General features: G+C 62.0%; 24 protein-coding genes. 12 read left to right on the top strand and 12 right to left on the bottom strand.

The window, feature by feature from the left end:
* Positions 1–169: 169 nt before the first annotated feature.
* Positions 170–1351: an iron-sulfur cluster carrier protein ApbC gene (gene apbC / locus AB7828_RS02600; protein WP_068730555.1), complete on the bottom strand. Its 1182-nt coding sequence runs from the start codon at positions 1349–1351 to the stop codon at positions 170–172.
* Between the two features lie 313 nt (positions 1352–1664).
* On the opposite strand from apbC, the gene AB7828_RS02595 reads away from it, so the two are divergent.
* The 4 genes from AB7828_RS02595 to AB7828_RS02580 all read left to right on the top strand — a co-directional run bounded on the left by AB7828_RS02595 (position 1665) and on the right by AB7828_RS02580 (position 5107).
* Positions 1665–2534 carry an NAD(P)-dependent oxidoreductase gene (locus AB7828_RS02595; protein ID WP_175367388.1) on the top strand — a complete coding sequence of 290 codons (870 nt, stop codon included), beginning with the start codon at positions 1665–1667 and terminating at the stop codon, positions 2532–2534.
* 184 nt (positions 2535–2718) lie between these two features.
* Positions 2719–4320, top strand: a complete 1602-nt coding sequence (locus tag AB7828_RS02590) for a sensor histidine kinase (RefSeq protein ID WP_093758930.1) — start codon at positions 2719–2721, stop codon at positions 4318–4320.
* Positions 4321–4365: 45 nt separating this feature from the next.
* Positions 4366–4584 (top strand): DUF1289 domain-containing protein, encoded by a 219-nt coding sequence (locus AB7828_RS02585; protein WP_068730727.1) that lies wholly within the window; start codon positions 4366–4368, stop codon positions 4582–4584.
* A 10-nt stretch (positions 4585–4594) separates the two neighbouring features.
* A complete protein-coding gene (locus tag AB7828_RS02580; protein WP_441229323.1) occupies positions 4595–5107 on the top strand; it encodes a TIGR02281 family clan AA aspartic protease in 513 nt (170 codons plus the stop codon).
* Positions 5108–5200: 93 nt separating this feature from the next.
* Here AB7828_RS02580 and AB7828_RS02575 read toward each other — a convergent pair whose 3' ends face one another.
* The 3 genes from AB7828_RS02575 to serA form a co-directional block, all read right to left on the bottom strand.
* A complete protein-coding gene (locus tag AB7828_RS02575; RefSeq protein ID WP_441229322.1) occupies positions 5201–5677 on the bottom strand; it encodes a hypothetical protein in 477 nt (158 codons plus the stop codon).
* A gap of 41 nt (positions 5678–5718) precedes the next feature.
* Positions 5719–6714 carry a tRNA dihydrouridine(20/20a) synthase DusA gene (dusA, locus tag AB7828_RS02570; protein ID WP_441229321.1) on the bottom strand — a complete coding sequence of 332 codons (996 nt, stop codon included), beginning with the start codon at positions 6712–6714 and terminating at the stop codon, positions 5719–5721.
* A gap of 73 nt (positions 6715–6787) precedes the next feature.
* Positions 6788–8056: a phosphoglycerate dehydrogenase gene (gene serA / locus AB7828_RS02565; RefSeq protein ID WP_441229320.1), complete on the bottom strand. Its 1269-nt coding sequence runs from the start codon at positions 8054–8056 to the stop codon at positions 6788–6790.
* Between the two features lie 277 nt (positions 8057–8333).
* Here serA and AB7828_RS02560 point away from each other — a divergent pair, with 277 nt between their 5' ends.
* The 5 genes from AB7828_RS02560 to AB7828_RS02540 all read left to right on the top strand — a co-directional run bounded on the left by AB7828_RS02560 (position 8334) and on the right by AB7828_RS02540 (position 15776).
* Positions 8334–9626, top strand: a complete 1293-nt coding sequence (locus tag AB7828_RS02560; RefSeq protein WP_441229319.1) for an NAD(P)/FAD-dependent oxidoreductase — start codon at positions 8334–8336, stop codon at positions 9624–9626.
* Positions 9627–9782: 156 nt separating this feature from the next.
* Positions 9783–10640, top strand: a complete 858-nt coding sequence (locus tag AB7828_RS02555; RefSeq protein ID WP_441229318.1) for an FAD binding domain-containing protein — start codon at positions 9783–9785, stop codon at positions 10638–10640.
* A complete protein-coding gene (locus AB7828_RS02550) occupies positions 10637–12991 on the top strand; it encodes a xanthine dehydrogenase family protein molybdopterin-binding subunit (protein ID WP_441229317.1) in 2355 nt (784 codons plus the stop codon). The genes AB7828_RS02555 and AB7828_RS02550 overlap by 4 nt, the downstream gene beginning before the upstream one ends.
* The gene (locus AB7828_RS02545; protein WP_441229316.1) at positions 12988–13467 is read left to right on the top strand and encodes a (2Fe-2S)-binding protein; all 480 of its coding nucleotides are present in this window, start codon (positions 12988–12990) and stop codon (positions 13465–13467) included. Before AB7828_RS02550 ends, AB7828_RS02545 begins: the two co-directional genes overlap by 4 nt.
* Positions 13464–15776 (top strand): xanthine dehydrogenase family protein molybdopterin-binding subunit, encoded by a 2313-nt coding sequence (locus AB7828_RS02540; protein ID WP_441229315.1) that lies wholly within the window; start codon positions 13464–13466, stop codon positions 15774–15776. The genes AB7828_RS02545 and AB7828_RS02540 overlap by 4 nt, the downstream gene beginning before the upstream one ends.
* Here the strand turns inward: AB7828_RS02540 and AB7828_RS02535 are convergent, their stop codons facing one another.
* From AB7828_RS02535 to AB7828_RS02500, 8 genes are all read right to left on the bottom strand, one after another.
* Positions 15777–16238, bottom strand: coding sequence for a MarR family winged helix-turn-helix transcriptional regulator (locus AB7828_RS02535; RefSeq protein ID WP_120290968.1), 462 nt, complete (start codon positions 16236–16238; stop codon positions 15777–15779).
* Positions 16239–16307: 69 nt separating this feature from the next.
* Positions 16308–17036 (bottom strand): ABC transporter ATP-binding protein, encoded by a 729-nt coding sequence (locus tag AB7828_RS02530; protein ID WP_441229314.1) that lies wholly within the window; start codon positions 17034–17036, stop codon positions 16308–16310.
* Positions 17036–17803, bottom strand: coding sequence for an ABC transporter ATP-binding protein (locus AB7828_RS02525; protein ID WP_116660388.1), 768 nt, complete (start codon positions 17801–17803; stop codon positions 17036–17038). Before AB7828_RS02525 ends, AB7828_RS02530 begins: the two co-directional genes overlap by 1 nt.
* Positions 17800–19686, bottom strand: a complete 1887-nt coding sequence (locus tag AB7828_RS02520; RefSeq protein WP_441229313.1) for an ABC transporter permease — start codon at positions 19684–19686, stop codon at positions 17800–17802. Before AB7828_RS02520 ends, AB7828_RS02525 begins: the two co-directional genes overlap by 4 nt.
* Positions 19687–19756: 70 nt before the next feature.
* The gene (locus AB7828_RS02515; protein ID WP_089267318.1) at positions 19757–20977 is read right to left on the bottom strand and encodes an ABC transporter substrate-binding protein; all 1221 of its coding nucleotides are present in this window, start codon (positions 20975–20977) and stop codon (positions 19757–19759) included.
* Between the two features lie 305 nt (positions 20978–21282).
* Positions 21283–22092, bottom strand: coding sequence for an SDR family NAD(P)-dependent oxidoreductase (locus AB7828_RS02510; protein WP_089267123.1), 810 nt, complete (start codon positions 22090–22092; stop codon positions 21283–21285).
* Positions 22093–22144: 52 nt separating this feature from the next.
* Positions 22145–22933, bottom strand: coding sequence for an enoyl-CoA hydratase-related protein (locus AB7828_RS02505; RefSeq protein WP_441229312.1), 789 nt, complete (start codon positions 22931–22933; stop codon positions 22145–22147).
* A 3-nt stretch (positions 22934–22936) separates the two neighbouring features.
* Positions 22937–23797 (bottom strand): alpha/beta fold hydrolase, encoded by an 861-nt coding sequence (locus AB7828_RS02500; RefSeq protein WP_089267317.1) that lies wholly within the window; start codon positions 23795–23797, stop codon positions 22937–22939.
* 186 nt (positions 23798–23983) lie between these two features.
* Here AB7828_RS02500 and AB7828_RS02495 point away from each other — a divergent pair, with 186 nt between their 5' ends.
* From AB7828_RS02495 to AB7828_RS02485, 3 genes are all read left to right on the top strand, one after another.
* On the top strand, positions 23984–24964 hold the full coding sequence (locus AB7828_RS02495; RefSeq protein WP_441229311.1) for an ABC transporter substrate-binding protein: 981 nt from the start codon (positions 23984–23986) through the stop codon (positions 24962–24964).
* A gap of 61 nt (positions 24965–25025) precedes the next feature.
* On the top strand, positions 25026–25769 hold the full coding sequence (locus tag AB7828_RS02490; RefSeq protein ID WP_441229310.1) for an ABC transporter permease: 744 nt from the start codon (positions 25026–25028) through the stop codon (positions 25767–25769).
* Positions 25766–26548 (top strand): ABC transporter ATP-binding protein, encoded by a 783-nt coding sequence (locus AB7828_RS02485; protein ID WP_441229309.1) that lies wholly within the window; start codon positions 25766–25768, stop codon positions 26546–26548. The genes AB7828_RS02490 and AB7828_RS02485 overlap by 4 nt, the downstream gene beginning before the upstream one ends.
* Positions 26549–26667: the final 119 nt, after the last annotated feature.

Here is a 26667-nt window from a genome sequence, read left to right as displayed (position 1 = left end):
TTCCTTTGAGCATATTCAGCGGCAAATCGTTGCGCGATTCAACCGAAGACGCTCTGGTGCAGAGGCTGTCTAACACGGTTATTCAGCCGCGGAAAACACGACGAACGTCGTTGCCAGCCCAATTGAACGAAAGTTCTATGCGACATCTCGGCCCCGGCCATCGGCCGGCTTACGCTGCCGCAATAACGCCCTGCAACCGGTCGCGGATCTGCGTGCCGATGGCCCGATAGATCGCGGCGTGCGGGCCGTTGGGCTCGCTCACGACCACCGGCGTGCCGGCATCCGACATGGCGCGGATGGACATATGCAGCGGCACTTCGCCGAGGAACGGCACCTTGAGCCGCTCGGCCTCGTGACGGGCGCCACCATGGCCGAAAATGTCGGATCGGGTGCCGCATTCCGGGCATTGGAAATAGCTCATGTTCTCGATGATGCCGAGCACGGGCACATTGACCTTGGTAAACATCGCAAGGCCGCGCCTCGCATCGATCAGCGCCAGATCCTGCGGCGTCGAAACAATCACAGCACCCTTCAGGGGCACGTTCTGCGCCAGCGTGAGTTGTGCATCGCCGGTGCCGGGGGGCATGTCGACGATAAGGACGTCGAGCGTGCCCCAGGCGACATCGCGCAGCATCTGGGTGATCGCCGACATCACCATCGGCCCGCGCCAGATCATCGCGGTCTCCTCCTCGACGAGGAAGCCGATCGACATGATCGACAGACCGAAGCGTTCGATCGGGATCATCTTCCTGTTGTCGTCCAGGGTCGGCTTTTCATTGATGCCGGTCAGCCGCGGCACCGAAGGACCATAGATATCGGCGTCGAGCAGACCGACCTTCAGGCCGAGATCGCGCAGGCCCAGCGCCAGGTTGAGCGCCGTCGTGGACTTGCCGACACCGCCCTTCCCCGAGGCCACCGCGATGATCGCGGCAACGCCAGGAATTTCAGCCTGTTTTGACATTGGCGAGTTGGCCGGGTTCGCATGCGGGCGATGCGCCGAGACCGGCTGCACGCCGCCGGACTGCGGACCATGCGAATGCCCACCGGGACCATGGGAATGCCCTGCATGGTCGTGGCGCTGCGGCGCAGGCGGTGCGCTGCCCGGCTTGCGCTCGGCGGTCAGCGCGACCATTGCACCTGTGACACCAGGGATCGCTCGCACTGCGGCTTCCGCCTGCGCGCGCACGCTTTCCCAGGCCCGCGCTTCAGCGGCGTCCACATTGATCGAAAACAGCACCTTGCCGTCGGTCACGACGATCTCGGACAAAACATCCGCATGGATCAGCGGCACGCCGCGCGGCGATGTCACCTTGGCCAGACCATCCAGAACCTGCTGCTGCGAAACGCTCAATGCGTGTCTCCCGATCGACGGACAAACTAGACCGCACAGATAGAGAACTTCCGCCCTAAGTCCATGCCGTTTCTAGGCTATGTTGAGAATTCCGAGATTGCTCTGGCACAAGACCGGCACCAGATTTTCTTTTGCAGCGCACCATAAGCGGCTGCAGCCATGAGCGGTAACGGGGGCTTTGCCGCGTCCTGTGCAGCGACTATGCTGGCGCTCCTCATCACCAGCGATCTCGCCGCCACCAACCAGGGCGGCGCCTCACTTCCCAACAGTCGACGTTCGGCAGCAAAGCCGACAGCATCCAAAGGGTACGGACATGGCCAAAGTTGCATTTATCGGTCTCGGCGTCATGGGTTTCCCCATGGCCGGTCACCTTGCCACCAAGGGCGGCCACGAGGTCACCGTCTACAACCGCAACGCAGCCAAGGCCAAAGCATGGGTGGAGAAGTTCGGCGGCAAGTCCGCAGCAACCCCGAAAGCGGCTGCCGAAGGCCAGGACTTCGTGATGTGCTGCGTCGGCAATGACGACGACCTGCGCTCGGTCACCATCGGCGCTGACGGCGCATTCAGCGGCATGACCAAGGGCGCGATCTTCGTCGATCACACCACCGCCTCCGCCGAAGTGGCCCGCGAGCTCGATGCTGCGGCGACCAAAGCCGGCTTCCAGTTCATCGACGCGCCAGTGTCGGGCGGCCAAGCTGGCGCAGAGAACGGCGCCCTGACCGTAATGTGTGGCGGCACCCAAGCGGCCTATGCCAAGGTCGAGCCGATCATCACCGCCTACGCCAAGATGCAGAAGCTGCTCGGCCCCGCGGGCTCCGGCCAGCTCACCAAGATGGTCAACCAGATCTGCATCGCCGGCCTTGTCGAGGCGCTGTCCGAAGGCATTCACTTCGCCAAGAAGGCCGGTCTCGATGTGAATGCGGTGGTCGAGGTGATCTCCAAGGGCGCCGCGCAGTCGTGGCAGATGGAGAACCGTCACAAGACCATGAATGACGGAAAATTCGACTTCGGCTTCGCCGTCGAATGGATGCGCAAGGACCTCTCGATCTGTCTCGCCGAGGCCCGCCGCAACGGCGCCAGCCTGCCGGTCACGGCCACTGTCGATCAGTTCTACGGCGAGGTCGAAGCGCTCGGTGGCAAGCGGTGGGACACTTCAAGCCTCTTGGCAAGATTGCCCCGGTAACCATCTAGGTTTCCTGAACAAATCACGGCGGAACGGCGTCCTGCAGGCGCCCTCCGTCGATACCATTTTTATTGAATATTAACCGGATTACTTCGTTCTTTAAGGCACCTCTTAATGATTGTGCGGCACAGATAGGGTCTGTGAAAAACCGCGCGCGTTTGCGTGCAGGATTTGTGTACGAGTGATGAGTGAGCCCGCCGCCAGGCCCGAGGTCGTCCAGCTTCCGGCTGAAACGCCCGTCGCTGTTCCGCCGCGCAATCGCCGGGCGGCACAACAGCGGGTGCGCGAAGCGCGCGACCGGCTGACCTCGACATCGGGAACGCGCCCCGCTTTCGATCGCGAACTGCTCCGCCAATACGCCCAGACCCGCCTCTCCGCCTCGCTCGTCATCACGCTGCTGGTGGTCGGCACAGGCATCCTGTTCGGGTTCTGGATGCAGCCGCTGCCGGCCGCCGCATGGTCATGCGGAATGCTGTGCATTCACGCGGTGATCCTGCGCGCCTGTAATCGCTATCTGGCGGAAACACCGACACCCAGCAGCACGCATAAATGGCGGCTGCGCTTTATCTTTCTGGACCTGCTCTACGGCCTGTCGTGGACGGTGATCCTGGTGCATCCGACCGGTGTCGACGTCGTCTCCAATTCGCTGATGATGTTCCTGATGCTGCTGGTGGTCGCGGTCTCCAGCATGCTCGCCGCGAGCCTGCCGATTGCGGCCTTTGCCGCCACCGCGCCCGTAACCCTCGGCGTGGCGCTGAGCTTCATCCTGCGCGGCACGTTCGACAACTACGTGCTGGCCGTTCTGGCGGTCGCAGCCGAAGGCTATTTCGCGCTTCTGGCGCAGCGGCTGCATTCGACCACGCTCGCGACACTGGAAGCCCGCGCCGAGAAGGACGCCCTGATCGGCGAGCTCGAACAGGCCAAGGCCATCTCCGACGAAGCGCGCCACCGCGCCGAAGCCGCCAATGTCGCCAAGTCGCGCTTCCTCGCGCAGATGAGCCATGAATTGCGCACGCCGCTGAACGCCATTCTCGGCTTCTCCGAAGTGATGAAGAGCGAGATCTTCGGTGGTCACGCCGTGCCGGTCTACAAGGACTACTCGGCCGACATCCATAATTCCGGCGTGCACCTTCTGAATCTCATCAACGAGATCCTTGATCTGTCGCGTATCGAGGCCGGCCGCTACGAGCTGAATGAAGAAGCCGTCTCGCTCGTGCATGTCGTCGCGGACTGCCATCACCTCCTGAAGCTGCGCGCATCGAGCCGCGGCATCACCATCCACGAAGTATTCGAACACGGCATGCCGCGGGTTTGGGGCGACGAGCGCGCTTGTCGGCAGATCGTGCTGAACCTGCTGTCGAATTCGATCAAGTTCACGCCACAGGGCGGCGAGATCTGGCTCAAGGTCGGCTGGACCGCCTCCGGCGGCCAGTATCTGAGCTGCAGGGACACCGGCTCGGGCATCGCCGAAGACGAGATCCCGATCGTGCTGGCCTCCTTCGGCCAGGGATCGAACTCGATCAAATCGGCCGAACAGGGTGCCGGTCTCGGTCTGCCGATCGCCAAGAGCCTGATCGACATGCATGGCGGCACATTCACGCTGAAATCGAAACTGCGGATCGGCACCGAGGTGATCATCACTTTCCCGCCGGAGCGTGTGATGTCCGCGCTTGCGCCGATGGCGCCCGATGGGCCACCGCTGCAACCCGATTACGAGATGAACGTCGCCGACGAAAAGCGTCGGGCCCGTAACAAACCCATCATGAATGCAGGAACCGGGCTGTGATTTCGACGCTTGCGCTAGCGAGCCGATCCGCTTCAATATTACTGGATGAGCAAAGAAACGCCGTGCATCGCAGTCTGCTTCATCGACCCCAAGACCAAGCTCTGCCTCGGCTGCGGACGCACGCTGCCGGAGATCGCGCGCTGGGGGAAAATGGACAGCGCGGAGCGTCTGGATACGATGGCGCTACTGCCGGCCCGCATGGCCGAGGCGGGGCTGGAGCCTTCGTCGACATACGCAGCGAAGAGGACATCCGCGGCCACCTGAGAGGCTCGCCATGAGTCGGGTCTTTCTTCTCGTCATCGTCATTGTCGCGACGGCAGGCGCCGCCCTCGCCTATGGCGATCCCAAGCAGATCTCCAAGGCCGGCAATCTCGTCACAGAGATTTTGCGCAAGCAGAGCCCGCCGCCACTGCGGCTGGTCGACGTCCCGCGCGGCAACACTGGCGAGTTCGGGCTTCAGGTCAGGATCAACGGCGTCCAGACGGCGATGGTGATCGATACCGGCGCAACCTCGGTGGTGCTGACTTATGAAACCGCAAAGGCCGCGGGCCTGCCGCTCGAATTGCTCGATTACAATGTCGACGTGGAAACCGCGGGTGGTCGCACCAAGGCAGCACGATTGACGCTGGATCGCCTCGCCGTCGGCAAGCTGGTCGAGCGATCCGTCCCGGCACTGGTGGTGCCGCGCGGCCAGATGAAGACCAACCTGCTCGGCATGAGCTTTCTCGATCGCCTGGAAAGCTGGGAAGTGCGCGCCGACAAGCTGATGCTGCGCGGCTATCCGTAAGCCCTTGAGAGGACCGCTCGAGTGTGGTGATACGCGGGGATCACGGCACAAAAGGGACACCGGACATCACTGCACTGATCTGGACTATGGTTGTCAGGCGATGGCAAATTTTGAGAAGTGAAAAGCAACGATCCGGCCTTTCTTCGAAGTCAGAGAAAGATCAAGATCGCTTGGCAATTTCCAATGATCGGGCCCACCATTGATCCAGGTGACTCCGTCGACTCCAGACGTAACCACAGCATCTGTGAGCGCGGCTATAATGACCTCAGTCCTGTCATGGAGCCTTCCGCCGCTCGTCATCGGCATCAATCGGCGAAAAGGCTCAAACGATATGAGGCCTCCTTCTGACATCAGCCAGTCTTTCTCTGCCGATACAGAATACCACGAACCACTTCTCGCCATTCGCAGAGGTCCAGCGTCCAGCAAGATGAGGTCTTGAACGAGGCGTCCGACGAAATATGCGCCATTGGGATCGTCGCCAACGAACGAACTTGGCTTTCTTTGAATAAGGGCAACCGCATCGTCCACGATCGCGATATCCTCTATTGTATAGGCTTTCTCCTTACTCATTCCTACGTCCGAGCATCAATAGCTAACCTCATCCGACGGACTCACGCCGCTTCGGAAACCGCCGGCTCATCCTCGACCAGCGCTATCGCATCGCGCAGTACATCGATGCCAGCGCCATGCTTGACGCCGTTCTCCGCAAGATGGCGCCGGAACGCGCGCGCACCGCGCACCGCGTGGAACGCGCCGACAAAATGCCGGGTGATCGAGTGCAGCCGCGTGCCCTGCGCAAGCTGATCCTCGATATAGGGCATCATCGCCGCGAAGGCGCCTTTCATCGTCGCATGCGGCGCGGGCTCGCCGAACAATTCGGGATCCACCGACAGCAGCCGCCACGGCTCCTGATAGGCCGCGCGGCCAAGCATCACGCCATCCACATGCGCCAGATGTTCGGCGGCTTCAGTGATGCCGATGATGCCGCCATTGATGATGATCGGCACGCCGGGCATTGCCGCCTTGAGCCGATAGACGCGGTCGTAATCCAGCGGCGGAATGTTCCGGTTCTCTTTCGGCGACAGGCCGTTGAGCCACGCCTTCCGCGCATGCACGATCAGGCCATCAGCGCCGGCGGCGACCACCGCGCGCGCCAGCGTGTCGAGCGCCACTTCGGGATCTTGATCGTCGATGCCGATGCGGCACTTGACGGTGACCGGCACATCCACCGCCTGCTTCATCGCGGCCACACCGCGCGCTACCAGATCCGGTTCTGCCATCAGGCAGGCCCCAAAACGCCCGTCCTTCACGCGATCCGAGGGGCAACCGACATTGACGTTGATTTCGTCATAGCCGAAATCCGCGCCGATCTTCGCCGCTTCTGCAAGATGTGCCGGCTCAGAGCCACCGAGTTGCAGCGCCACCGGATGTTCACTGGCGTCGAAGCCAAGCAGCCGCGCGCGGTCGCCATGGATCACGGCGCCCGTCGTCAGCATCTCCGTATAGAGCCGCGTCCGCCGCGACAGCAGACGATGGAAGACGCGGCAATGCCGGTCAGTCCAGTCCATCATGGGGGCCACGGAGAAACGGTAGTCCTGATACGTCAATCGTCCAATCCATCATCGAGAGAAGCTGTTTCCGACCATATCAGAAACAGCCATCAAGTTCAGCCTGCCGGGTTTAACCCTTGTATTCATATAGCAAGCGCGCGCGGATCGTGCCTTCGAGCGCCCGGATATCGGCGAGCACCCGCTGACTGTCCGCGGCGGACGCGTCGGCATCGAGCACGACATAGCCGACGTCGCTGTAAGACTCATAGTATTGCGCAGCAATGTTAACGGCGTGACGCGCGAGCACTTCGTTGAGCCGCCCGAGCATGCCCGGCACATTGCGCTGGACCTGAATGAAACGCGTGCCCGACGGACGCGCCGGCAGCTGCACCTGCGGGAAATTCACGGCGCCCATGGTCGAACCGCTGTCACTGTAGTCGATCAGCTTCCGTGCGACTTCGGCGCCGATACGCTCTTGTGCTTCTTCAGTGGAGCCGCCGATATGCGGCGTCAGCAGCACATTCGGCAGTCCCTGCAGCGGCGTCACGAAACGCTCCTGATTGGAGCCGGGCTCGACCGGAAACACGTCCACTGCGGCTCCCCGCAGCTTGCCGTTGCGCAGCGCTTCGGCAAGCGCGTCGAGATCGACCACGGTGCCACGGCTGTTGTTGATGAAATAGGCGCCGTCCTTCATCGCCGCCAGTTCATCGCGGCCGATCATCCCCTGCGTGGCTGGCGTCTCCGGGACGTGCAGGCTAACGACATCGCTCTGCGCCAGCAATTCCTGCAGGCTCGCGACCGGCTCGGTATTGCCATGGCGGAGCCTGTCGGTGTGATCGTAGAAGATCACGCGCATGCCCAGCGCTTCCGCCAGATTGGAAAGCTGCGAGCCGATGCTGCCGTAGCCGATGATGCCCAGCGTCTTGCCTCGGACCTCGTGGCTGTCATTCGCCGACTTGTCCCACCGCCCGTCATGCGCAGCATTGGACCGCGGCACGATCCTACGCAACAGCATGACGATTTCGCCGATCACCAGTTCGGCGACGCTGCGGGTGTTAGAAAACGGCGCATTGAACACGGGAATGCCGCTGCGGCGCGCAGCATCGATATCCACCTGGTTGGTGCCGACGCTGAAGCAGCCGATGCCGATGAGCCGGTCTGCGGCATCGAGCACGTCCTGCGTGATCTGGGTGCGCGACCGGATACCCAGAATATGAACGCCCTTGATGGCTTCCTTCAGGGCTTCGCCATCGAGCGCCTTCGGCAGGCGCGTCACGCTCGAATAGCCCGCCGCCTCGATCAGCTCGACCGCGCTGTCGTTCACGCCTTCGAGCAGAAGGATTTTGATCTTGTCTTTCGGGAGGGAAAGCTGCGGCAAAGGCAGGCTGTTCTTGGTCACGGTCGCGGCGTCCTTTGAGCAACGAATGAGATGAGAACCACGCGCGAGCGGTAAAGCTCCCGGTTGGTTCGGCTCAGATCGTCTGGTTCGATTTGGCGCCTGTTTAACGTCACCGCGCTGATCTTGCTACGGGTATCTAACCCGTTGAAATCACTTATCTCTGATCCAAGGTCATAGAGAAGCCGCCTCGCGACCGCGCTGTGGCCTGCGAGAATCTGGAGTAGCCGATCCGCCTGCGCGATTTCGCAAGGAACGGAAAAGGGCCCGGGAAATTGTCATGCGAATTCAGCGTGAGGCGCCGGAGCGCCTTCCTTCCCCAGCCTCATGGTGCCCCATTTCCGATCTCGATCCCGATACCACCGAGCACGACGATTTGCGCGGCGGACGCTCACCATGGTTTGCCGGCCTGCAGCACGCCCCCCGTCAGCCCCTCACCGAAGACATCACATGCGATGCACTGATCGTCGGCGGCGGCATCACCGGCGCTCTGATGGCCGAGCAACTGACGCAGCAGGGACTGGATGTGGTGATCGTCGATCGCGAATTGCCTGGGCGCGGCAGTACAGTAGCGAGCACGTCGATGCTGCTGTGGGAGATCGATCGTTCACTGCAGGAGCTGACACATCTCTATGGCTATGAGCGCGCCGCGCGTGCCTATCGCGGCAGCTATGACGCCGTCCATGGATTGAAGGCACTGGTCCGGACGCTCGACCTGCGATGCGACATGCGCGCGAAGGACTCGCTCTATCTTGCCGCAGGCGAGAGTGCCAAAGGGCTGATCGAGGAACACGCGCTTCGCGAGCGCGCCGGCCTGCCCGGCACACTCCTTGATCACAAGGCCCTCCTGTCCGAATACGACATTGCCCGGGCGGGTGCCATCGTCTCGCCGGACTCGGCAGATTCCGATCCGTTGCGACTGGCACTGGGACTGCTGAATGTCGCGACGGCGCGCGGCGCGCGATTGTTCGAGGCGGAGACGGCCACGTTCGACTCCGCAGGCCACGCCGTCGGCGTTCAATTGACGGACGGCCGTACCGTCGAGGCGCGCCACGTCGTGCTGGCGACGGGCTATGTGATGCCCGACATCGTAAAAACGACCCTGCAAAAGCCGTCATCGAGTTGGGCGATCGCGACAAAACCGCAGCCGGACAGACTCTGGCGTGACGGCGTGCTGATCTGGGAAGACAGCAAAGATTATCTCTACGCCCGAACCACCGCATCCGGCCGCATCATCATCGGCGGCGAAGACAGCGACGAGATCATAGATCCCGATGCACGCGATGCCCTGATCCCTGCCAAGGCGCGTGCGCTGAAGGAGAAGCTCGCAGCGCTCTGGCCACGCGCCGAGCTTGCCATCGACTATCGCTGGGCCGGCACCTTCGACACCACGCGCGATGGCCTGCCCCTGATCGGCCCTGTGCCCGGCCATCCGCGTCTCTATGCCGCCTATGGTTATGGCGGGAACGGCATCACCTTCAGCTATCTCGCAGCGCAACTGATTGGCGGGATGATCGCGGGCAAACGCTCGCCATTGCTGGATGACTTCGCGCTGCAGCGCGATATCGCCTGAAACTTAGCGCGCTCGACTCGGCGAATTCAGCTATCCCCGTGTGATCAAAACGCAGGCGGCGAACGCCCCGTTTTGCGTCAGCGACCCTGATTGACTTCCAAAAGGCGATTGTTAGCATACAAGTGAATTTTGGCCCTCCTGCCCGGGGTTTTCCGCATGAAGCCGGCGCCGTTCACCAGGCACGTTCCACGCACCGTGGATGAAGTTGTGAGTGCATTGGCCGAGTTTGCACCGCTCGACGGCCGCATTCTGGCGGGCGGCCAGAGCCTGGTGCCGATCATGGCGTTCCGCATGGCGCGGCCAGCACACTTGATCGATATCAATGAGGTCGAAGGGCTCGACCGCCTCGCTGTCGACGGCGACTATCTCTCGATTGGCGCGCGGGTGCGCCACAGCGCATTCCACAAGCCTTTCATCGACGGTCCGCTCGGTAAGCTCCTCGCTTTCGTGGTCAGCCACATCGCGCATTATCCGATCCGGATGCGCGGCACGTTTTGCGGCAGCCTCGCCCATGCCGACCCTGCATCGGAGTGGTGCCTCGTCGCGGCAACGCTGGACGCCAATCTAGTGGTGAAAAGTGTGCGCGGCGAACGCATCGTGCCCGTCACCGATTTCCTCGAAGGCATCATGTCGACATCGCTGGCCGAGGATGAGTTCCTCGCCGAAGCGCGGTTGCCGCTGCTACCCGACGATACCAAATTCGGCTTCTACGAATTCAGCCGCCGTGCGGGCGATTTTGCGATGTCTGCCGCACTCGTTACCTATCGCCTTGTTGATGGCGTGATCGCCGATGCGCATGTCGGCATCGGCGGTGCCGAGGATCGCGCGCGACGCATTCTCGAAGCCGAAGATGTCTTGAACGGTAACGCGCCCTCGCCGGACCTGTTCGTCGCCGCCGGTGAAGCCGCAGCGAATGCAATCGAACCCCTGGAGGATATTCAGACCACGGCCGAATATCGCTGCGATCTGGTCCGCGCCGTGACGCGCCGCGCGCTGGAGCGGTCGACGCAATGACGATCCACACCAAGGGCACCGGCACGACCTGGGTTGGGCGCTCGATCCGCCGGCTCGAAGATCCCGCCCTCGTCACCGGCCGCGGCCGCTTCACGGCGGATATGCCAGCCACACACTGGGTGCGCTTCGTCCGCAGCAGCGTGGCTGCCGGAACGATCGAGAATATTACGGCACCAGAGGGCACAGGCATCGTCACGGCCAAGGACCTCGCAAAGCTGAAGCCGATCCGGCCGATGCTGAGCAAGTTCAATTATGTCGCGGTCGGTCAGCCGATCCTTGCCGATGGAGTCGTGCGGTTCACAGGTGAGTCCATCGCGGCCGTCTACGCGTCGAGCAAGGATCAGGCGGAGGACATCGCCGATCAGGTCGAGGTCGAGATATCCGAAGGCGCACCGCTGATCGACGCGATGGATGCGCTCGCCGAGGACGCTCCGCTGGTTCACGCCGACACCAAGCACAACGTGATCGTCGAGGGTCGCATCGCGACACCCGGCTTCGAGGATGTTTGGAAGACCGCACACAAGGTGCTGCATGTTGAAGCGCGCTCGCACCGTCAGAATGCGACGCCGATGGAGGCCCGCGCAGGTCATGCCTCCTATGACGCATCGACCGGTCGCGTGACACTGACCTGCACCACACAGATGCCGCATCTGACGCGCACGGCGGTGTGCGACATCCTCGGCATTCCGGAATCGGATCTGCGTGTCATCGCGCCTGACGTCGGCGGCGGCTTCGGCCAAAAGATGTCGCTGGCGCCGGAATATGTGCTGCTGGTCTGGCTGGCGCGCAAATTGCGCAGCTCCGTGGCCTGGACCGAGGATCGCCGCGAAAACCTGATTGCGAGCTTTCACAGCCGCGATCAACACGTCCAGCTCGAAGGCGCATTCGACAAGAGCGGAAAGCTGCTCGCTTTGCGCGGCGACATTGTCGCCAATATCGGCGCCTATTCCTGTTTCCCGACGACCTGCGGCGTCGAGCCCTTGATGGCACTGGCCGAGCTCCCCGGCCCCTATGACGTCCGCGCCTATGACTGTCGCTCGCGCGGCGTGATGACCAATACCTGTCCGATGGCGCCCTATCGCGGCGTCTCGCGGCCGGTCATCACCTTCGTGCTCGAACGCTTGATGGACAAGGCTGCCGCAGCCTTCGGCATAGAGCCGACCGAACTACGCCGCCGCAATCTGATCGACAAGTTCCCCTACACGTCGGCGACCGGGCTCGTCTTCGATGACGGTAGCTACAAGGAAACCATGGAGATGGCCATCAAGGCCATCGACCTCGACGCATTCCGCAAGCGCCAGAAGCTCGCGCGCGATGCCGGCCGCTATCTCGGTATCGGCTTTGCCACCTTCTCCGAGCGTACTGGCTATGGCAGCCCGGCTTTCGCGGCACGCGGGATGGAGATCACTCCGGGCTTCGAGACCGTGTATCTGACCATCGATCCCTCGGGCTTCGTCGAAGCGCGGATCGGCTCGTCGCCGCATGGCCAGGGACTGCGCACATCACTGGCGCAGATCATCGCCGACGAGATCGGCATCGATCCGGAATTCATCAAGGTCGTTCACGGCGACACAGACCGCTCGCCCTATGGCTGGGGCACATTCGCCAGCCGCTCTCTGGTGCTGTCGGGCGGCGCCAGCCTGCTCGCCGCGCAAAAGATCCGCGCCAAACTGCTGAAGATGGCGAGCCGTCTGCTGGAAGCCGCGCCCGAGGACATCACGCTGCAATCCGGATCGGCGCATGTCATCGGCACCGATCGCTCCGTCACCATCGCGTCGATGGCGCGTGCGGCCTATCACCAGACCCACATCTTCAAGGGCGAGATCGAACCGGGCCTCACCGAGACCGGCACCTACGATCCGTCGGGCACCTTCTCCAACGCCTGCCATGTCGCGATTGTCGAGGTCGATATCGAGACCGGCCGCGTCGAGATGGAGAAATTTCTGGTCGCGGAGGATGCCGGGCTGATCATCAATCCGATGATCGCCGATGGTCAGGTCCATGGCGGGGTCGCTCAGGGCATCGGCAACGCGCTGCTGGAAGAGATCATCTATGACGAGACCGGCAACATCCTGACCAGCACGCTGGCGGATTTCCTACCGCCGACGACGCACGAAATTCCCGAGATCGAGTTGCATCACATCGAGACCCTGACCGGTAACTCCATCACCAAGGCCAAGGGCCTCGGCGAAGGCGGCGCCATCGGCGCGCCGGCAGCGGTGATCTCCGCAATCAACGACGCGTTGTCCTGCTTCGGAATCTCCATCGACGAAATGCCGGCAACGCCGCAGCGCATTCGTGCGGCGCTGCGCGCAAGCGGAAAATTGCCAAGCAACGGAAAACTTGCATGAGCGACAAGACCGACATCACCCTCATCATCAACGGCCAGTCCCACGCCATCTGCGTCGAGTCGCGCCGGACCCTCGCCGACGCGATCCGCGAGGATTGCGGTCAAACGGGTACGCATATCGGCTGTGAGCACGGCGTGTGCGGCGCCTGCACGGTGCTGGTGAATGGCGAACCGGTGCGCTCCTGCCTGATGTTCGCGCAGCAGGCGGACGGCAAGCAGATCCGCACCGTCGAAGGCCTCGCCAATGGCGACGAGATGCACCCGATGCAGCGCGCTTTCATGGAGAACCACGGCCTGCAATGCGGTTTCTGCACACCCGGCTTCCTGATGCTCGCCGTCGGCGTGCTGGAGCGCGAACCGGATATTTCCGACCATGATCTGGTCGACGTGCTGTCGTCGAACCTGTGCCGCTGTACCGGGTATCAGAACATCATCAAGGCGGTCCGCGCCGCCGCGGTGGAGATGCGTCAGTCGTGAGTGCTGCCGCGAAAGCAACCTTGGTCGGCAAGTCCGTCCTCCGCAAGGAAGACGGCCCGCTGCTGCGCGGCCAGGGTAAATTTGCTGCGGACATCAATTTCCCGAACCAGCTTTACATGCGCGTGGTGCGTTCGACCTATGCCCACGGCAACATCGTCTCGGTCGACCTCGCGCCGGCGCTCGCCATTCCCGGCGTGGTCGCCGCATGGAGCTTTGCCGATGTCTCCGAGATCCCGCCAATCGACTTTCGCCTGACCCGGCTGGAGCAGCTCGCCGCCTATCGCCAGACCATTCTGGCCAAGGACAAGGTGCGCTATGTCGGCGATCCCGTCGCCGTCGTGTTCGCCGAAGATCCCTATCTTGCCGAAGATGCCGCCGAGCATGTCGACGTCGAGATAGAGGAACTGCCGGTGATCCTGCAGGCCGATGGCGAGGTCGGTGAGTTCCGCGACGGACTACCGACCGAAACCGCGCTGATCGAGAAAGGTTATGGCGACGTCGATGGAGCGTTCGCCAAAGCGCATGCCGTAGTCAGCCTTTCGCTCTCCATCGGCCGTCATTCCGGCGTTCCCCTGGAGACGCGCGGGGCCATTGGCCGTTACATCGCCGAGACAGACATGCTGGAAATGTACGGCGCTGCGAAAGTGCCGCACTGGAATCGCGACCAGCTTGCGAAAATGTTTGGCCGCACCGCTGCCAACACCAATCTGTTCGAAGGCCATGTCGGCGGCGGCTTCGGCATTCGCGGCGAGATGTATCCCGAAGACGTACTGGTGTGTCTGGCCGCGCTGCGCCTCGGCCGCCCCGTGAAATGGATCGAGGATCGCCGCGAGCATCTGATCGCGGCCAATCACTCGCGGCAGCAGACCCATCACATCCGCGCGGCGATCAATCGCGACGGCAATATTCTGGCCATCGACAACGAGTTCTTCCACGATCAGGGCGGCTATATGCGCACGCATGCCGCCACCGTGCCCGACCTCGCGGCTGCGATGCTGCCCGGCCCCTATCGCATTCCCGCCTATCGCGTGCTCGGCCATATCCGCCTGACCAACAAGACGCCTGGCGGCACCTATCGCGCGCCCGGCCGCTATGAGAGCACTTTCGTGCGCGAACGCTTGCTGGATGCGGTCGCGGCCAGAGTGGGGATCAGCGGCGTCGAGGTCCGTCGCCGCAACCTCATCGCGACCAGCGAGATGCCGGTCACGCGTGCATTGGAAACGCTCGGCACCGACATCGTGCTGGATTCAGGCGACTACCCGAAGCTGCTGGACAAGGCGCTGAATGGCATCGGCTGGGACGACCTGCAGACGCAGATTACGTCGCGTCGCAAGGCGGGCGAACTGGTCGGCTCCGGTGTCGCCATGTTCGTCGAGAAAAGCGGTCTTGGCCCGTTCGACGATGTGCGGATCAATGTCGGGACCGACGGGCTCGTGGAAGTCGTCACCGGCGCCGCTTCGGTCGGCCAGGGCGTCGAAACTGTCATCGCTCAGATTTGCGCAGAGAAACTCGGCGCCAGCTATGACAATGTCAGCGTGATCCACGGCCAGACCAACCGTATCGCCAGAGGCCTCGGCGCCTTCGCCTCACGCGTCTCCGTGATGACGGGCGAAGCGACGCGGCAAGCCGCGCTGAAGCTGCGCGACAAGGCTCTCGCGGCCGCAGCTGAATTGATGCAGTTGACGACCGATCAACTCGATATCGTCGATGGCGAGATTGTCCGCCTCGATGGCAGTACCGGCCCATCGATGACGCTCGCCGAGATCGCGAAAGCGCTCGAACCGGGAGGCAATCTGGTCGGTGATAGCGAACCTGGCCTGTTCGCCGAAGCGTCGTTCGAATCCAAGCACATGACCTACCCTTACGGCGTCCATGTCGCGGTTGTGTCGCTCGCCCGCGACACTGGCGGCATCAGCGTCGAGCGGTATCTTGTCGCCTATGACATTGGCAAAGCGATCAACCCGATGCTGGTCGATGGCCAAATCGTTGGCGGCGTGGCCCAAGGCATCGGTGGTGCGCTTTATGAAGAGTTCACCTATGACGACCGCGGCGAACCGCTGGCGGTAACCTTCGCCGACTATTTGATGCCGACGGCCCGCGAAGTACCTGATGTCGAAGTGATTATTTCCGAGGATGCGCCGAGCCCGCTCAACCCGATGGGGCTCAAGGGCGCCGGCGAAGGCGGCACCAATGCCGTCGGCGCAGCGATTGCAGCGGCGATCGACGACGCGCTCGGCCAGCCCGGCGCCATCACGCAGCTGCCGGTCTCGCCGCAACGGATCAAGGCGCTGCTCAATAGCAAAATGTGATCAGGTAATCTTCTTCAGCAACCGCGTCAGCGTGCGCTGCTCTTCGGCCGTCAACGGCCGCAGCGTCTTGGCGCTGACCTCCGCTGCAACGCGGATTGCCGCATCGACCACACGGGCGCCCTTCTCGGTCAGCGACACTGCACGGCGACGGCGATCCGTAGGGTCGCTACCGGTGGTGATGAATCCGCGCAGGCCCAGCCGATCCACAACCCCCTTGATGGTCGCGGCATCGAGATAGACCAGCCGCCCCAGATGGTTCTGTGAACTCGGGCCGACCTCATGCAGCTTCGCCAGCACGGCGAATTGCGTCTGGGTCAGATCCTCGATCATGTTGGACATGAAGATGGAGGTGTGGCGCTGCATCGCCACGCGCATCAGGAAGCCGACCTGGGAGTCGAGGACATAGTCCGGCGATGGCTCCGCGGTCGGAAGGGCCTTCAGCTTGGTCGGTTTCTGCGCCATGTCGTCCCCGATGATCTCTTGCTAGTTATGAACGATCTTCGGTTGCCGCGACAGTTGAAGTTTTGGTCGTTACACCGTCAAATAAGCGCGTTGAATGTCAATATTCTCCGCAAGCTCGGCCATCGTGCCATTCCATTGGATCTGGCCCTTTTCGAGGACATAGGCCCTGTCCGAGACCAGCTCGGCGAAATGCACGTTCTGCTCCGAGAGCAGAATCGACACCCCTGCCTTTTTCAGTTCGAGAATGGTATTGGCCATCAGTTCGACGATCAGCGGGGCAACGCCCTCGGACGGCTCGTCCAGCAGGATCAGCAGCGGGTTGCCCATCAGCGTCCGCGCGACTGTGAGCATCTGCTGCTCGCCGCCGCTCATCCGGCCACCCGGCCGGTTCGGCATTTCGCCCAAGTTCGGGAACAGTGCCAGCAACTTCTCTTCGGTCCAGACCGGCGCCGGCACGCCGTCACTGAACTTGCGTGGCGGCTGGTGGCCGATATCAAGATTTTCCAGCACCGTCAGATCGGAGAAGATACGACGGTCTTCCGGCGTGAAACCGAGGCCGAGCCGCGCGATCTCGTAAGGCTGCCGGCCGGAGATATCGTGGCCATCGAACCGGATCTTGCCGGTAGACTGCGCCATCAGGCCCATGATGGCTTTCATGGTCGTGGTCTTGCCGGCACCGTTGCGGCCCATCAGTGCGACGACTTCGCCGCGCCCGACATTCAGGCTGAGGTCATAGAGGATCTGCGCGGCTCCGTAAGACGCACCGAGATTTTCGACCGAGAGCATCGGGGCGCTCATCAATGTGCCTCCGATTTCTGGAATGTCTTGCCGGTGCCGAAATACACTTCCCTCACCTGCGGATTGTCGCGGATCGACTTCGCATCGCCGTCGGCGATCAGCCGGCCCCGCGCCAACACGATGATGCGATCAGCGAAGGCAAAAACCACATCCATCGAATGTTCGGTGAACAGCACGGAGATGCCCTTCTCGATCACCAGGCGTTTCACCAGCGCGATCAGATCGTTACGCTCCTTGGGCGCCATGCCGGCGGTCGGCTCGTCCATCAGCAGCAGCCGTGGATCGTTGGCGAGCGCAATCGCCAGTTCGACGCGCTTGACGTCGCCATAAGCCAGCTCGCGGCTCGGCCGATCAGCGGCATCCTGCATGCCGACCTGGGCCAGCAGCTCCAGCGCACGCTCGCGATGCAGCGAGGATGCCGGCTTCCACAGTCGGTAGACCTGATTGGCGTGGGAGATCAGCGCCATCTGCACATTCTCGATGACCGTCATCGAGTTGAAGGTGGCGGCGACCTGAAAGGTACGACCGATACCAAGGCGCCAGATATCGCGTGGCTTCCTGCCATTGAGCTTGGCGCCCTCGAACCAGATCTCGCCGGAATCCGGCGGCAGCTGGCCGTTGATCATGTTGAAGCAGGTCGACTTGCCGGCGCCATTGGGTCCGATCAGCGCGAGGAACTCGCCGCGCTTGATATCAAACGAGACCTCATTGACGGCACGGACGCCGCCGAAGGATTTCGAGAGCGAACGAATGGCGAGGTCGCTCATGATGCGGCCTTCCGGCGTGTGATCAGTTTCACGAAGCCGCCGACGATGCCGCTCGGGAACGCCAGCACCAGCAACAGGATGATGCCGCCGAGCAAGGCCCGCCAGTATTCCGTCGAACGCATCATGAAATCCTGCAGCACCGCATAGACCGACGCACCGACAATCGGGCCGGTCAGCGTCTGGATGCCGCCGAGAAGAACCATGACGAGACCATCAATGGAGCGGCTGACGCCGATGGTCTCCGGCGAGATCGAGCCCTTGGCGAAGGCGAACAGCCCACCGGCAATACCGCAGATGCCGCCGGCAATGGCGAAGGCAAGCCAGTGCACGCGCTTGACGTCGAGACCGATCGCTTCGGCGCGCAAGGGAGAGTCACGCCCTGCCCGCATCGCGTAACCGAATGGCGCGAACAGGAATTTGCGGAGCAGCAACACCCCGAGCGCAGCGAGTGCGAGTGTGAGGAAATAGAATGCTCCACGGCTGTCGAATGGCACCGACGGCCATACCCCGAGCACGCCGTTGGAGCCGCCTGTGAGTGTTTCCCACTGGAACACGGCCGCCCATACGATCTGGGCGAAGGCGAGCGTAAGCATCGCCAGATAGACACCGGACAGACGCACGGCGAACCAGCCGAACAGCAGCGCGCCGACCAGCGCCAGCACGGGCGCCGCTGCCAGCGCCAGCCCCATCGGCGCAGCAAACCATTTCACCAGCAGCGCTGCGCCGTAAGCACCGAGACCGAAATAGGCCGCGTGACCGAACGAATGCATGCCGCCAGGACCCATAATGAAATGAAGGCTGGTCGCGAACAGCACGGCAATCAATACGTCGATGCCGAGCACGAGCGTATAGGGCGAACTCTTGGCGATCAGTGGCAGGCACACGAGAACGACAAGAAGGATGAGGCCAGCGATCTTTGTGGCCGCAGTCGCCGGACGTAGCGGCTCTTCAGGCTCGGCGACACTGCGCACGGCTACCTGCTCCCGACCGAGCAGACCATATGGTCGCGCAATCAGCACTGCAGCCATCACGAGGAATTCAGCCACCAGCGTGAGCTTCGAGAAGTTCACCGTGAAGCCGCCGAAATTGACCACGCCGAGGCCGATGCACAGCGCCTTGACCTCGGCGATGATGACCGCCGCGAGATAGGCGCCGGAGATCGAACCCATGCCACCGACCACGACGACGACGAAGGCGTCGCCGATCACGATCAGGTCGGTCGCCAGCGTTGCCGGCTCGCGCGCAATCTGCAGCGCGCCGCCAAGGCCAGCGAGCAAAGCGCCGAGCGCGAACACGCCCGTGAACAGCATGGCCTGGTTGACGCCAAGCGCGCCGACCATTTCGCGGTCCTGCGTCGCCGCGCGCATCAAGCGACCGAAGCGGGTCTTGGCCAGCGCCAGATGCAGCATCCACAGCACGAACGGGCCGACGAAAATCAGGAAGATATCGTAAGTGGGCAGCCGGCGGCCGAGCACCTCGATGGACCCGGTCAGGCCTGGCGCGCGCGGGCCAAGCAAATCCTCAGGACCCCAGATCCACAGCGTCGCGTCGTTGATAACGAGCACCAGCGCGAAAGTGGCGAGCAATTGAAACAGCTCAGGCGCGCGATAAATCCGCCGCAGCAGAAGGATCTCGATCGCAGCGCCGATCAGGGCCACCAGCAATGCGGTCAGAACAATGCCGCCCCAGAAGCCGACGGCACCGCCGACCTTGGTGGCGATGCTGTAGGCGATATAGGTCCCGATCATATAGAGGGACCCGTGAGCGATATTGACGATCCGGGTGACGCCGAAGATCAGCGACAACCCGGCAGCCACGAAGAACAGGCCGGAGGCGGCCGACAGGCCGTTCAGCGCCTGAAACAGAAACGCGTTGAAACTCATCGGAGGAATCCCCCTCCCCGCGTTGAACGTGCGGGGAGAGTATCAACGGCGATCATCGTCGTGCTTCCTGTTACTCGGTCGCGGGACGGAGCTTCTTCACTTCTGCGTCGCTGGGCAGCACAGATGCACCATCGACATATTTGAAGTCGCTCATGGTGCCTTTGCCGCCTTCAAGCGCGATCTTGCCGACATAGGCCCCCATGGTCGCCTGGTGATCGCTGGCGCGATACATGAACGGACCGAACGGGCTGTCGAGCTTCAGACCTTCAAAGGCCGTAATCAGCTTGTCCGTGTCGGTCGAGCCTGCCTTGGCGATACCGGCAGCCAGAGAAGTCATCGTGACATAGCCGACGATCGAACCAAGACGCGGATAGTCGTTGTACTTCTTCTGATAGGCCGTCAGGAACGCCAGGTATTCCGGGGTCTTGATCTTGTCCCAGGGATAGCCGGTAACGATCCAGCCGACCGGCGCTTCTTCCTTCACCGGATCGAGATATTCCGGCTCTCCCGACAGCAGGCTCACGACGGTGCGATCCTTGAACACGCCGCGTGTGGTGCCCTCGCGCACCAGCTTGGAGAAGTCCGCGCCGAACAGCACGTTAAAGATCGCGTCCGGCTTGGCATCGTCGATGGCCTGCACCACGGCGCCGGCATCGACCTTGCCGAGCGGCGGTGCCTGCTCGGTGACGAATTCGATGTCAGGCTGCTTGGCCTTCATCATTTCCTTGAAGGTCGCGACCGCGGCCTGGCCGTATTCGAAGTTCGGATAGACCAGCGCCCAGCGCTTCTTCTTGGCAGCCAGCGCATCCGGCAGCAGCATTGCGACCTGCATATAGGTCGTGGCACGCAGGCGGAACGTATACTTGTTGCCGTTCTGCCAGGTGATCTTGTCGGTCAGCGGCTCTGCGGCGAGAAAGAACACTTTCTTCTTGCCGGCGAATTCGGTCACCGCGAGACCGATATGCGAGAGGAACGTGCCGGCGATAATGTTGACGCCTTCGCGCGTCACCAGCTCATCAGCCACACGCACTGCATCGCCCGGCGTCGAGCCGTCATCGCGCGAAATCACTTCAAGCTTCTTGCCGAGCACGCCGCCCTTGGCATTGATCTGTTCGATCGCAAGCTCCCAGCCCTTCTTGTAGGGATCGAGGAACGCGGTCTGTGTCTTGTAGCTGTTGAGCTCACCGATCTTGATCGTGTCCTGCGCGAGAACCGCGTGGCCGAATGACAATGTCAGTGCGCCGGCCATTGTGCCGGCAATCGCGAGTGAGTGAAGGGAACGAGCCGTCATCATGATCGAACTCCGTTGTGATCGACGTTTGCGATAGAAGTGATTCTCGCCGAAGCCTTCGCAAGAAACGGATCAACCGTTCGCTCTTGCGTCGCTTGCAGCCCCATGTTTGCAACGCGAATTAGTTTGTACGCAAATAGTCCGGCGCACCCTCTTCGTTGTCAAGACCGGTCTTGGTGCAACATGCCTAGCACATCGCCGAAGTTTTGATCATCTGATGTCGGCCGATGCGCACGCATCTGCGACCGAATTTCGCAGAGCTGCGCGGCAGCGATATTCCGCCGCCGCGCGTTCTGTTTTGACGACTACCGGTCGCGGAAGCGATCCATCAGCGCCTTGTCCTGACCGCCATCGATTTCGATCATGGTGCCGTTCGCCATCTGCACGAGTGGTGACGCGAGCATGACGACGAGATTTGCAACTTCCTCGACTTCCGCGATGCGGCCGAGCGGGATCGAAGCCGGCGCCAGCTTGTCGGCTTCCTCGTAGGAGATCTTCATGTCGCGCGACATGGCGTTGACAAGGCCGGCCCAGCGCTCGGTACGAACCGGGCCCGGATTGACGGCGCAGAACGAGATATTGTGACGGCCGTACTGACCTGCGAGCGACAGGGTCATGTTCTGACCAGCAGCGTTCGCAGCACCCGGTGCGATTTCCCAATAGGATGGCTTGACGCCGTCATTGCCGATCAGATTGACCACGCGGCCACCACCCTGCTTGACCATGATGGGCAGCGCGTAGCGCAGGCAGCGCACATAGCCCATGAATTTGAGCTGCAGCGCCTGTTCCCAGTCGGCTTCGGTGAGCGTCTCGATCACACCGCCCGGCGCCGAACCGGCATTGTTGATCATCAGATCGATGCTGCCGAGTTCCTTGGCGGCCTTCTCGACGAAAGCCTTGGCATCCGCATCCTTGGTGAGGTCGGCGGTAATCGCGACGACCGTCACCCCGTAGGCATTGCGGATTTCTTCAGCAGTTTTCTCGAGCGGCTCCATACGGCGGGCGCAGATGGCAACATTGACGCCCTCCTTTGCCAGCGTCATGGCAATCGCCTTGCCTATACCTTCGCTGCCGCCGGTGACGAGAGCGCATTTGCCTTTGAGTTGGAGATCCATGTGCGTGTCCTTCTGAGGTTGGCGGAAGTGAAAACGAAAATTCTTAGGTCAATCAGCTTCCTGTAAAGCGCGGGGGTCGTTTCTCGGCAAAGGCCTTGCGGCCTTCGGCGTAGTCGGCGCTGGCGTCCGCCGCGGCATAGAACTGCTCGGCTTCAGCCAGGAGTTCGGCGTTGTTGGTGCACAGTGCACGGATCGCAGCCTTGGCCGCCTTGATCGTCAGCGGCGCATTGCCGGCGATCTTCCTTGCAAGCTCCCCAGCCAGCGATTCAATATCAGCCTTCGGTGCAACGACATGCACCGCGCCCAGCGCATGAGCGCGCGTGGCAGACAGACGATCCGCCGTAAACAAGACTTGCCGCGTCGCACCGGCGCCGAACACGCGAATGAAGCGCGCGATACCGCGCGGATCGTAGCCCAGACCAAGCTTGGCGGCGGGTACTGCGAAGAAAGCATCATCCGCAGCAACGCGCATGTCGCAACTCGCAGCAACGGATGACCCGGCGCCCATGCAGCCCCCATAGATCAGACCGATGGTCGGCTGCGGGATCGCTTCAATGGCCAGACAGGTATTCTCGACCAGATCATCATAGGCGCGGGCATTGCCCTCGCCTGATCGAGCCGTGGCAAAGTCGGAAATGTCTGCGCCCGCGGAAAACATCAGCTCGCCCTCGCCGCGGATGACCACGACACGGATGTCCTTGCGGGTGGCGACGTCGTCGGCAAAGGCAGCGATCTTGTTCCACATCGCCGTGGAGATCGCGTTGCGTCGTGCCGGATTGGCCAGACGCAGCGTTGCGATGCCGTCCGCAATATCAATGACGATATCGCCGGGCGTGCTCATCGCTCAGGCCGCCGGCTTGTGCGACATCCAGCGACCGGACTCGGCCGCCGGGAAAAGCTCAGCCAGCGCTGCATTGAAGGCCGCCGGCTCTTCGCTGGTGATGGTATGGCCGGCACGCGGCAATACCAGAAGACCTGCTGTCGGCACCGTGCGCTTGAGAAAGATGCTGGGATCGAGGCACCAATCGTCCTCGTCGCCAACGATGATCAGCAGTGGCGGCGTGAATGTCTCGAGTTGCGGCTTCATCTCCCACAGCATCGGCCGCTTGGCCTGCAGCTCGCGCATGGTCAGCGCATGCCCGACCGGGGAGTGATCGGCCAGCATCCGCGCGAATTCGGCAAAACCGCGCGGGTCCTTGTTCTTGTGGGTTTGACGCGTCGCACCATCGGCGTAACGCGCCGCAGCGGTCGGGAAATCGACCGTCTCGAACATTTTTGCGGTCTCGCGCGAGGCTGCACGGCCCTGCTCCACAAAGGCAGGATCGGGACTGGAGCCGTAACCGCAGCTTGCAGCGGTCACCGACAAACAACGATCCGGATAGTGAATGCCGACATGCAGCGCCGTCGATGCGCCCATGGAATGACCGACGATATGCGCCTTGTCGATCTTCAGTGCATCCATCAGTGCGATGACGTCATCGCGTGCAATATCCTGGCCGTAACGCGCTGGATCGGTCGGTACATCCGATGGCGGATAACCGCGCTGGCTGTAGGTGACGCAACGATAGGAGCGCGAGAAGTAACGAAGCTGCGGCTCCCAGGTGCGGTAATCTCCCGCATACTCATGAACGAAAACCACAGGACTCCCGGTGCCGACTTCCTCATAATAGAGTTGCGTCCCGTCGGGCGTCGTCACGTGCGGCATCGTCGCCTCCTGCAGTCAGAGCAGATTTCATTTGCACACAAACGAAATGCTAGTAGCGTTATTTCATGACTGCAAGAGGATTTAGTGGATTCAATTTTGGCATATCATTTGCAAACAAACAAATATCGCACCGCCGCATAAACCGATCGAAAAGCCACGCGCCACAACGTTTCTTGAGGAGATGTCATGACCGGACTTTCGCGACGCGCCTTCACAATGGGCACGGCTGCTACGCTGATGAGCAGCGCGCTCGCAACAAATTCGCAGGCGCAGGCGCCGACAAAAATCCGCGTGGGTAGCCTGACACTTCCCGTCTTCGCGCCGATCATCATCAACATCATGAAGGCGCAGAAGTTCGATACCAAGAACGGTTTCGAGGCCGAAGTTCAGGTCTATCCTTCTTTCTCCTCTTATTATGCGGGCCTCGCCACCGGCGAAATCGACACGCTGATCGGCGGCCCCACCTACTTCCAGAAGCTGCGCCTCGAAGGCGTGCCGCTGCAAATCGTCGCAACAGGTGCCACGCTCGCCGATCTCGTCATCATCACCAAGGACCCGACCATCAAGTCGCTGGCCGACCTCAAAGGCAAGCAACTCGCCGCCGACATGGGCAGCGGGCAATTCCAGATCCTGTCGATCTACGCGAAATCCAAAAAGATGGACCTCGCCAAGGACATGACATTGGTCAACGCGAACTTTGCTGTAGCGCGTGCGCAGCTTGCCGCCGGCCGCGTCGATGCCGCGATGATCATCGAGCCGATCGCCACCATGATGATGAAGGACGATCCGTCGCTGAAGATCATCTTCAACGCCAATGACGGATGGAAAGAGATTGCCGGCACCACCGGCTGGGAGCTGGTTTATGCCATGCGCGAGGATACCATCAAGAAAGCCCCGGATGCGCCCAAGAAATTCGTCGCGGCGCTTGCGGACGTCACCAAATATCTGCGCAGCGATCCGGATGGTGCCGACAAGATTGCGGTCGAGACCGTGAAGCTGCCGCCCGGCATCCTGAAGGAAGCCGTGCTCGCCAAGCGCTGGGACTTCGACGCCAAGCCAGCCTGGGACGCCACCGAACGCAAGAGCATCTGGGATACGTTCGAGCGCGCCGTCGCCGCCGGCTTCCATCCAAAGCTGCCTGACGAAGCGATCATCTATGCCCCCTGACGAGCCGAGACGTGCCACGCCATTCGAGGAACCGATCTTCGAAAGGTCACCGCGAAGCCTGATGATCTCCAGCCTGCCGCGCGAGACGATCATATCGATCGTGCTCTTCGCAGCGGTCTGGCAGGTCATGTCCTATCTGGCGCCGTCACTGGGCATCCCCGCTTTCGCAATCCCGGGCCTTGGCCGTATTGCCGAAAGCCTGACCAAGATCACCCCGCTCGACGTCGCGGTGACGCTCGGCCGCGTGCTGCTGTCGCTGGTCGTGTCCTTCGTCATCGGCCTCCTTGTCGCGGTGCTGATGTATCTGTCGGACAGCATCGAGAAATATTTGCGCCCGATGGTGCGTATCCTGATGGCCGTACCGGTCGTCTCCTGGATCCTGTTCGCGGTGTTGTGGTTCAAGGGCGTTGAGTTTCGCATCGTCTTCGTGCTGGTCGTGGTCTGCGCGCCGGTCTTCACAGTCGATGCGCTCGACAACATGCGCGAGGTGTCGCGCGACCTGAAACAAATGATCCGTTCCTTTCGGCCCACACCGCTGCAGTTTTTCCACAAGCTGATGCTCCCGGCGATCATGCCAGGGATCATCACAAGCTGGAAGATCACGCTCAGCCTGGCCATTCGCGTCGTCACCATCGCTGAACTCGTCGGCGCAGTCACCGGCATCGGGCATCAGCTCTCGGTCGCCCAGGAGTTGTTCTCGGTGGCCGACGTGTTTGCCTGGACGCTGGTGCTGGTCGTGCTGCTGTTCTTCCTCGAAGCATTGCTCGTCAGGCTCGAAACGCACGTATTGCGGTGGCGGGCATGACGGCAGCTTCAGCGCCCATCGAGATCGCGCAGTTGCGCAAGGTATTTCGCCAGACCACCTCCGGCCAGTCGATCACAGCCATCGACCAGTTGTCGCTGCGGATCGAGCCCGGCGAACTCATCGCCATCGTGGGCAAGACCGGTTGCGGTAAGTCGACCCTGTTCGATCTGTTGATCGGCCTCGAACATCCCACCGCCGGCAGCATCAGCATCGGCGGCAAGACACCCTATGATGACTTCAACGCCTTCCGCGGCAAGATCGCGACGATCTTCCAGCAGGACCGGCTGTTTCCGTGGCGCTCCGCACTCGACAACGTCAAGCTTCCGCTCGAACTGATCGGCATCGCCGAAGATGTTCAGCAGGAGCGCGCGCTGACGTGGCTGAAACGGCTGGGATTGGAAAAATTCGCTAACGCCTATCCGCGCGAACTTTCCGGCGGCATGCGCCAGCGCGTGGCGATTGCGCGCGCCTTTGCGGTGCAGCCGGAAATCCTGCTGGCGGATGAATCCTTCAGCGCGCTCGATGAAGTTACGGCCAATGAGCTGCGAAAGACCTTCGTCGATCTGGCTCGCGAGTTTAAATCGACCGCGATCCTGATTACGCATCAGCTCGAAGAGGCCATGGCGGTGGGCGACCGCATCGTCGTGTTCGGCAAGTCAGCGGCGCTTTTGGCGGACGTGCGAATGTCGGACTGGGATCGTGCGGACTATCCCCTGCTCCGCGAGGCGATTCAGAATACACTGCAGGCAAACGCACCTGATGCGAGACTAAGGCGCTAGACAACGATCAACCGACCTCTCCACGTATTGCCCGGGCGTGTCCCGGGCATCCACGACTTGGCCGCTAGTCCAGACGGACGTGGATGGCCAGGACGAGCCACGGCCATGACGGTGTGGAC

The sequence above is a fragment of the Tardiphaga sp. 215_C5_N2_1 genome (genome assembly GCF_052076055.1).
Taxonomy (GTDB): Bacteria; Pseudomonadota; Alphaproteobacteria; order Rhizobiales; family Xanthobacteraceae; genus Tardiphaga; species Tardiphaga robiniae.
The sequence above is the reverse complement of the archived record's forward strand: the minus strand, read 5'-3'. Positions and strand labels throughout refer to the sequence as shown.

Excerpts from the sequence above, each read along its gene's own strand:
- AB7828_RS02595 (WP_175367388.1), top strand. The coding sequence starts at position 1,665 with ATGGCCAAAGTTGCATTTATCGGTCTCGGCGTCATGGGTTTCCCCATG.
- AB7828_RS02590 (WP_093758930.1), top strand. The coding sequence starts at position 2,719 with ATGAGTGAGCCCGCCGCCAGGCCCGAGGTCGTCCAGCTTCCGGCTGAA.
- AB7828_RS02585 (WP_068730727.1), top strand. The coding sequence starts at position 4,366 with ATGAGCAAAGAAACGCCGTGCATCGCAGTCTGCTTCATCGACCCCAAG.
- AB7828_RS02580 (WP_441229323.1), top strand. The coding sequence starts at position 4,595 with ATGAGTCGGGTCTTTCTTCTCGTCATCGTCATTGTCGCGACGGCAGGC.
- AB7828_RS02575 (WP_441229322.1), bottom strand. The coding sequence starts at position 5,677 with ATGAGTAAGGAGAAAGCCTATACAATAGAGGATATCGCGATCGTGGAC.
- AB7828_RS02560 (WP_441229319.1), top strand. The coding sequence starts at position 8,334 with ATGCGAATTCAGCGTGAGGCGCCGGAGCGCCTTCCTTCCCCAGCCTCA.
- AB7828_RS02555 (WP_441229318.1), top strand. The coding sequence starts at position 9,783 with ATGAAGCCGGCGCCGTTCACCAGGCACGTTCCACGCACCGTGGATGAA.
- AB7828_RS02550 (WP_441229317.1), top strand. The coding sequence starts at position 10,637 with ATGACGATCCACACCAAGGGCACCGGCACGACCTGGGTTGGGCGCTCG.
- AB7828_RS02545 (WP_441229316.1), top strand. The coding sequence starts at position 12,988 with ATGAGCGACAAGACCGACATCACCCTCATCATCAACGGCCAGTCCCAC.
- AB7828_RS02535 (WP_120290968.1), bottom strand. The coding sequence starts at position 16,238 with ATGGCGCAGAAACCGACCAAGCTGAAGGCCCTTCCGACCGCGGAGCCA.
- AB7828_RS02530 (WP_441229314.1), bottom strand. The coding sequence starts at position 17,036 with ATGAGCGCCCCGATGCTCTCGGTCGAAAATCTCGGTGCGTCTTACGGA.
- AB7828_RS02525 (WP_116660388.1), bottom strand. The coding sequence starts at position 17,803 with ATGAGCGACCTCGCCATTCGTTCGCTCTCGAAATCCTTCGGCGGCGTC.
- AB7828_RS02520 (WP_441229313.1), bottom strand. The coding sequence starts at position 19,686 with ATGAGTTTCAACGCGTTTCTGTTTCAGGCGCTGAACGGCCTGTCGGCC.
- AB7828_RS02515 (WP_089267318.1), bottom strand. The coding sequence starts at position 20,977 with ATGACGGCTCGTTCCCTTCACTCACTCGCGATTGCCGGCACAATGGCC.
- AB7828_RS02510 (WP_089267123.1), bottom strand. The coding sequence starts at position 22,092 with ATGGATCTCCAACTCAAAGGCAAATGCGCTCTCGTCACCGGCGGCAGC.
- AB7828_RS02505 (WP_441229312.1), bottom strand. The coding sequence starts at position 22,933 with ATGAGCACGCCCGGCGATATCGTCATTGATATTGCGGACGGCATCGCA.
- AB7828_RS02500 (WP_089267317.1), bottom strand. The coding sequence starts at position 23,797 with ATGCCGCACGTGACGACGCCCGACGGGACGCAACTCTATTATGAGGAA.
- AB7828_RS02495 (WP_441229311.1), top strand. The coding sequence starts at position 23,984 with ATGACCGGACTTTCGCGACGCGCCTTCACAATGGGCACGGCTGCTACG.
- AB7828_RS02490 (WP_441229310.1), top strand. The coding sequence starts at position 25,026 with ATGATCTCCAGCCTGCCGCGCGAGACGATCATATCGATCGTGCTCTTC.
- AB7828_RS02485 (WP_441229309.1), top strand. The coding sequence starts at position 25,766 with ATGACGGCAGCTTCAGCGCCCATCGAGATCGCGCAGTTGCGCAAGGTA.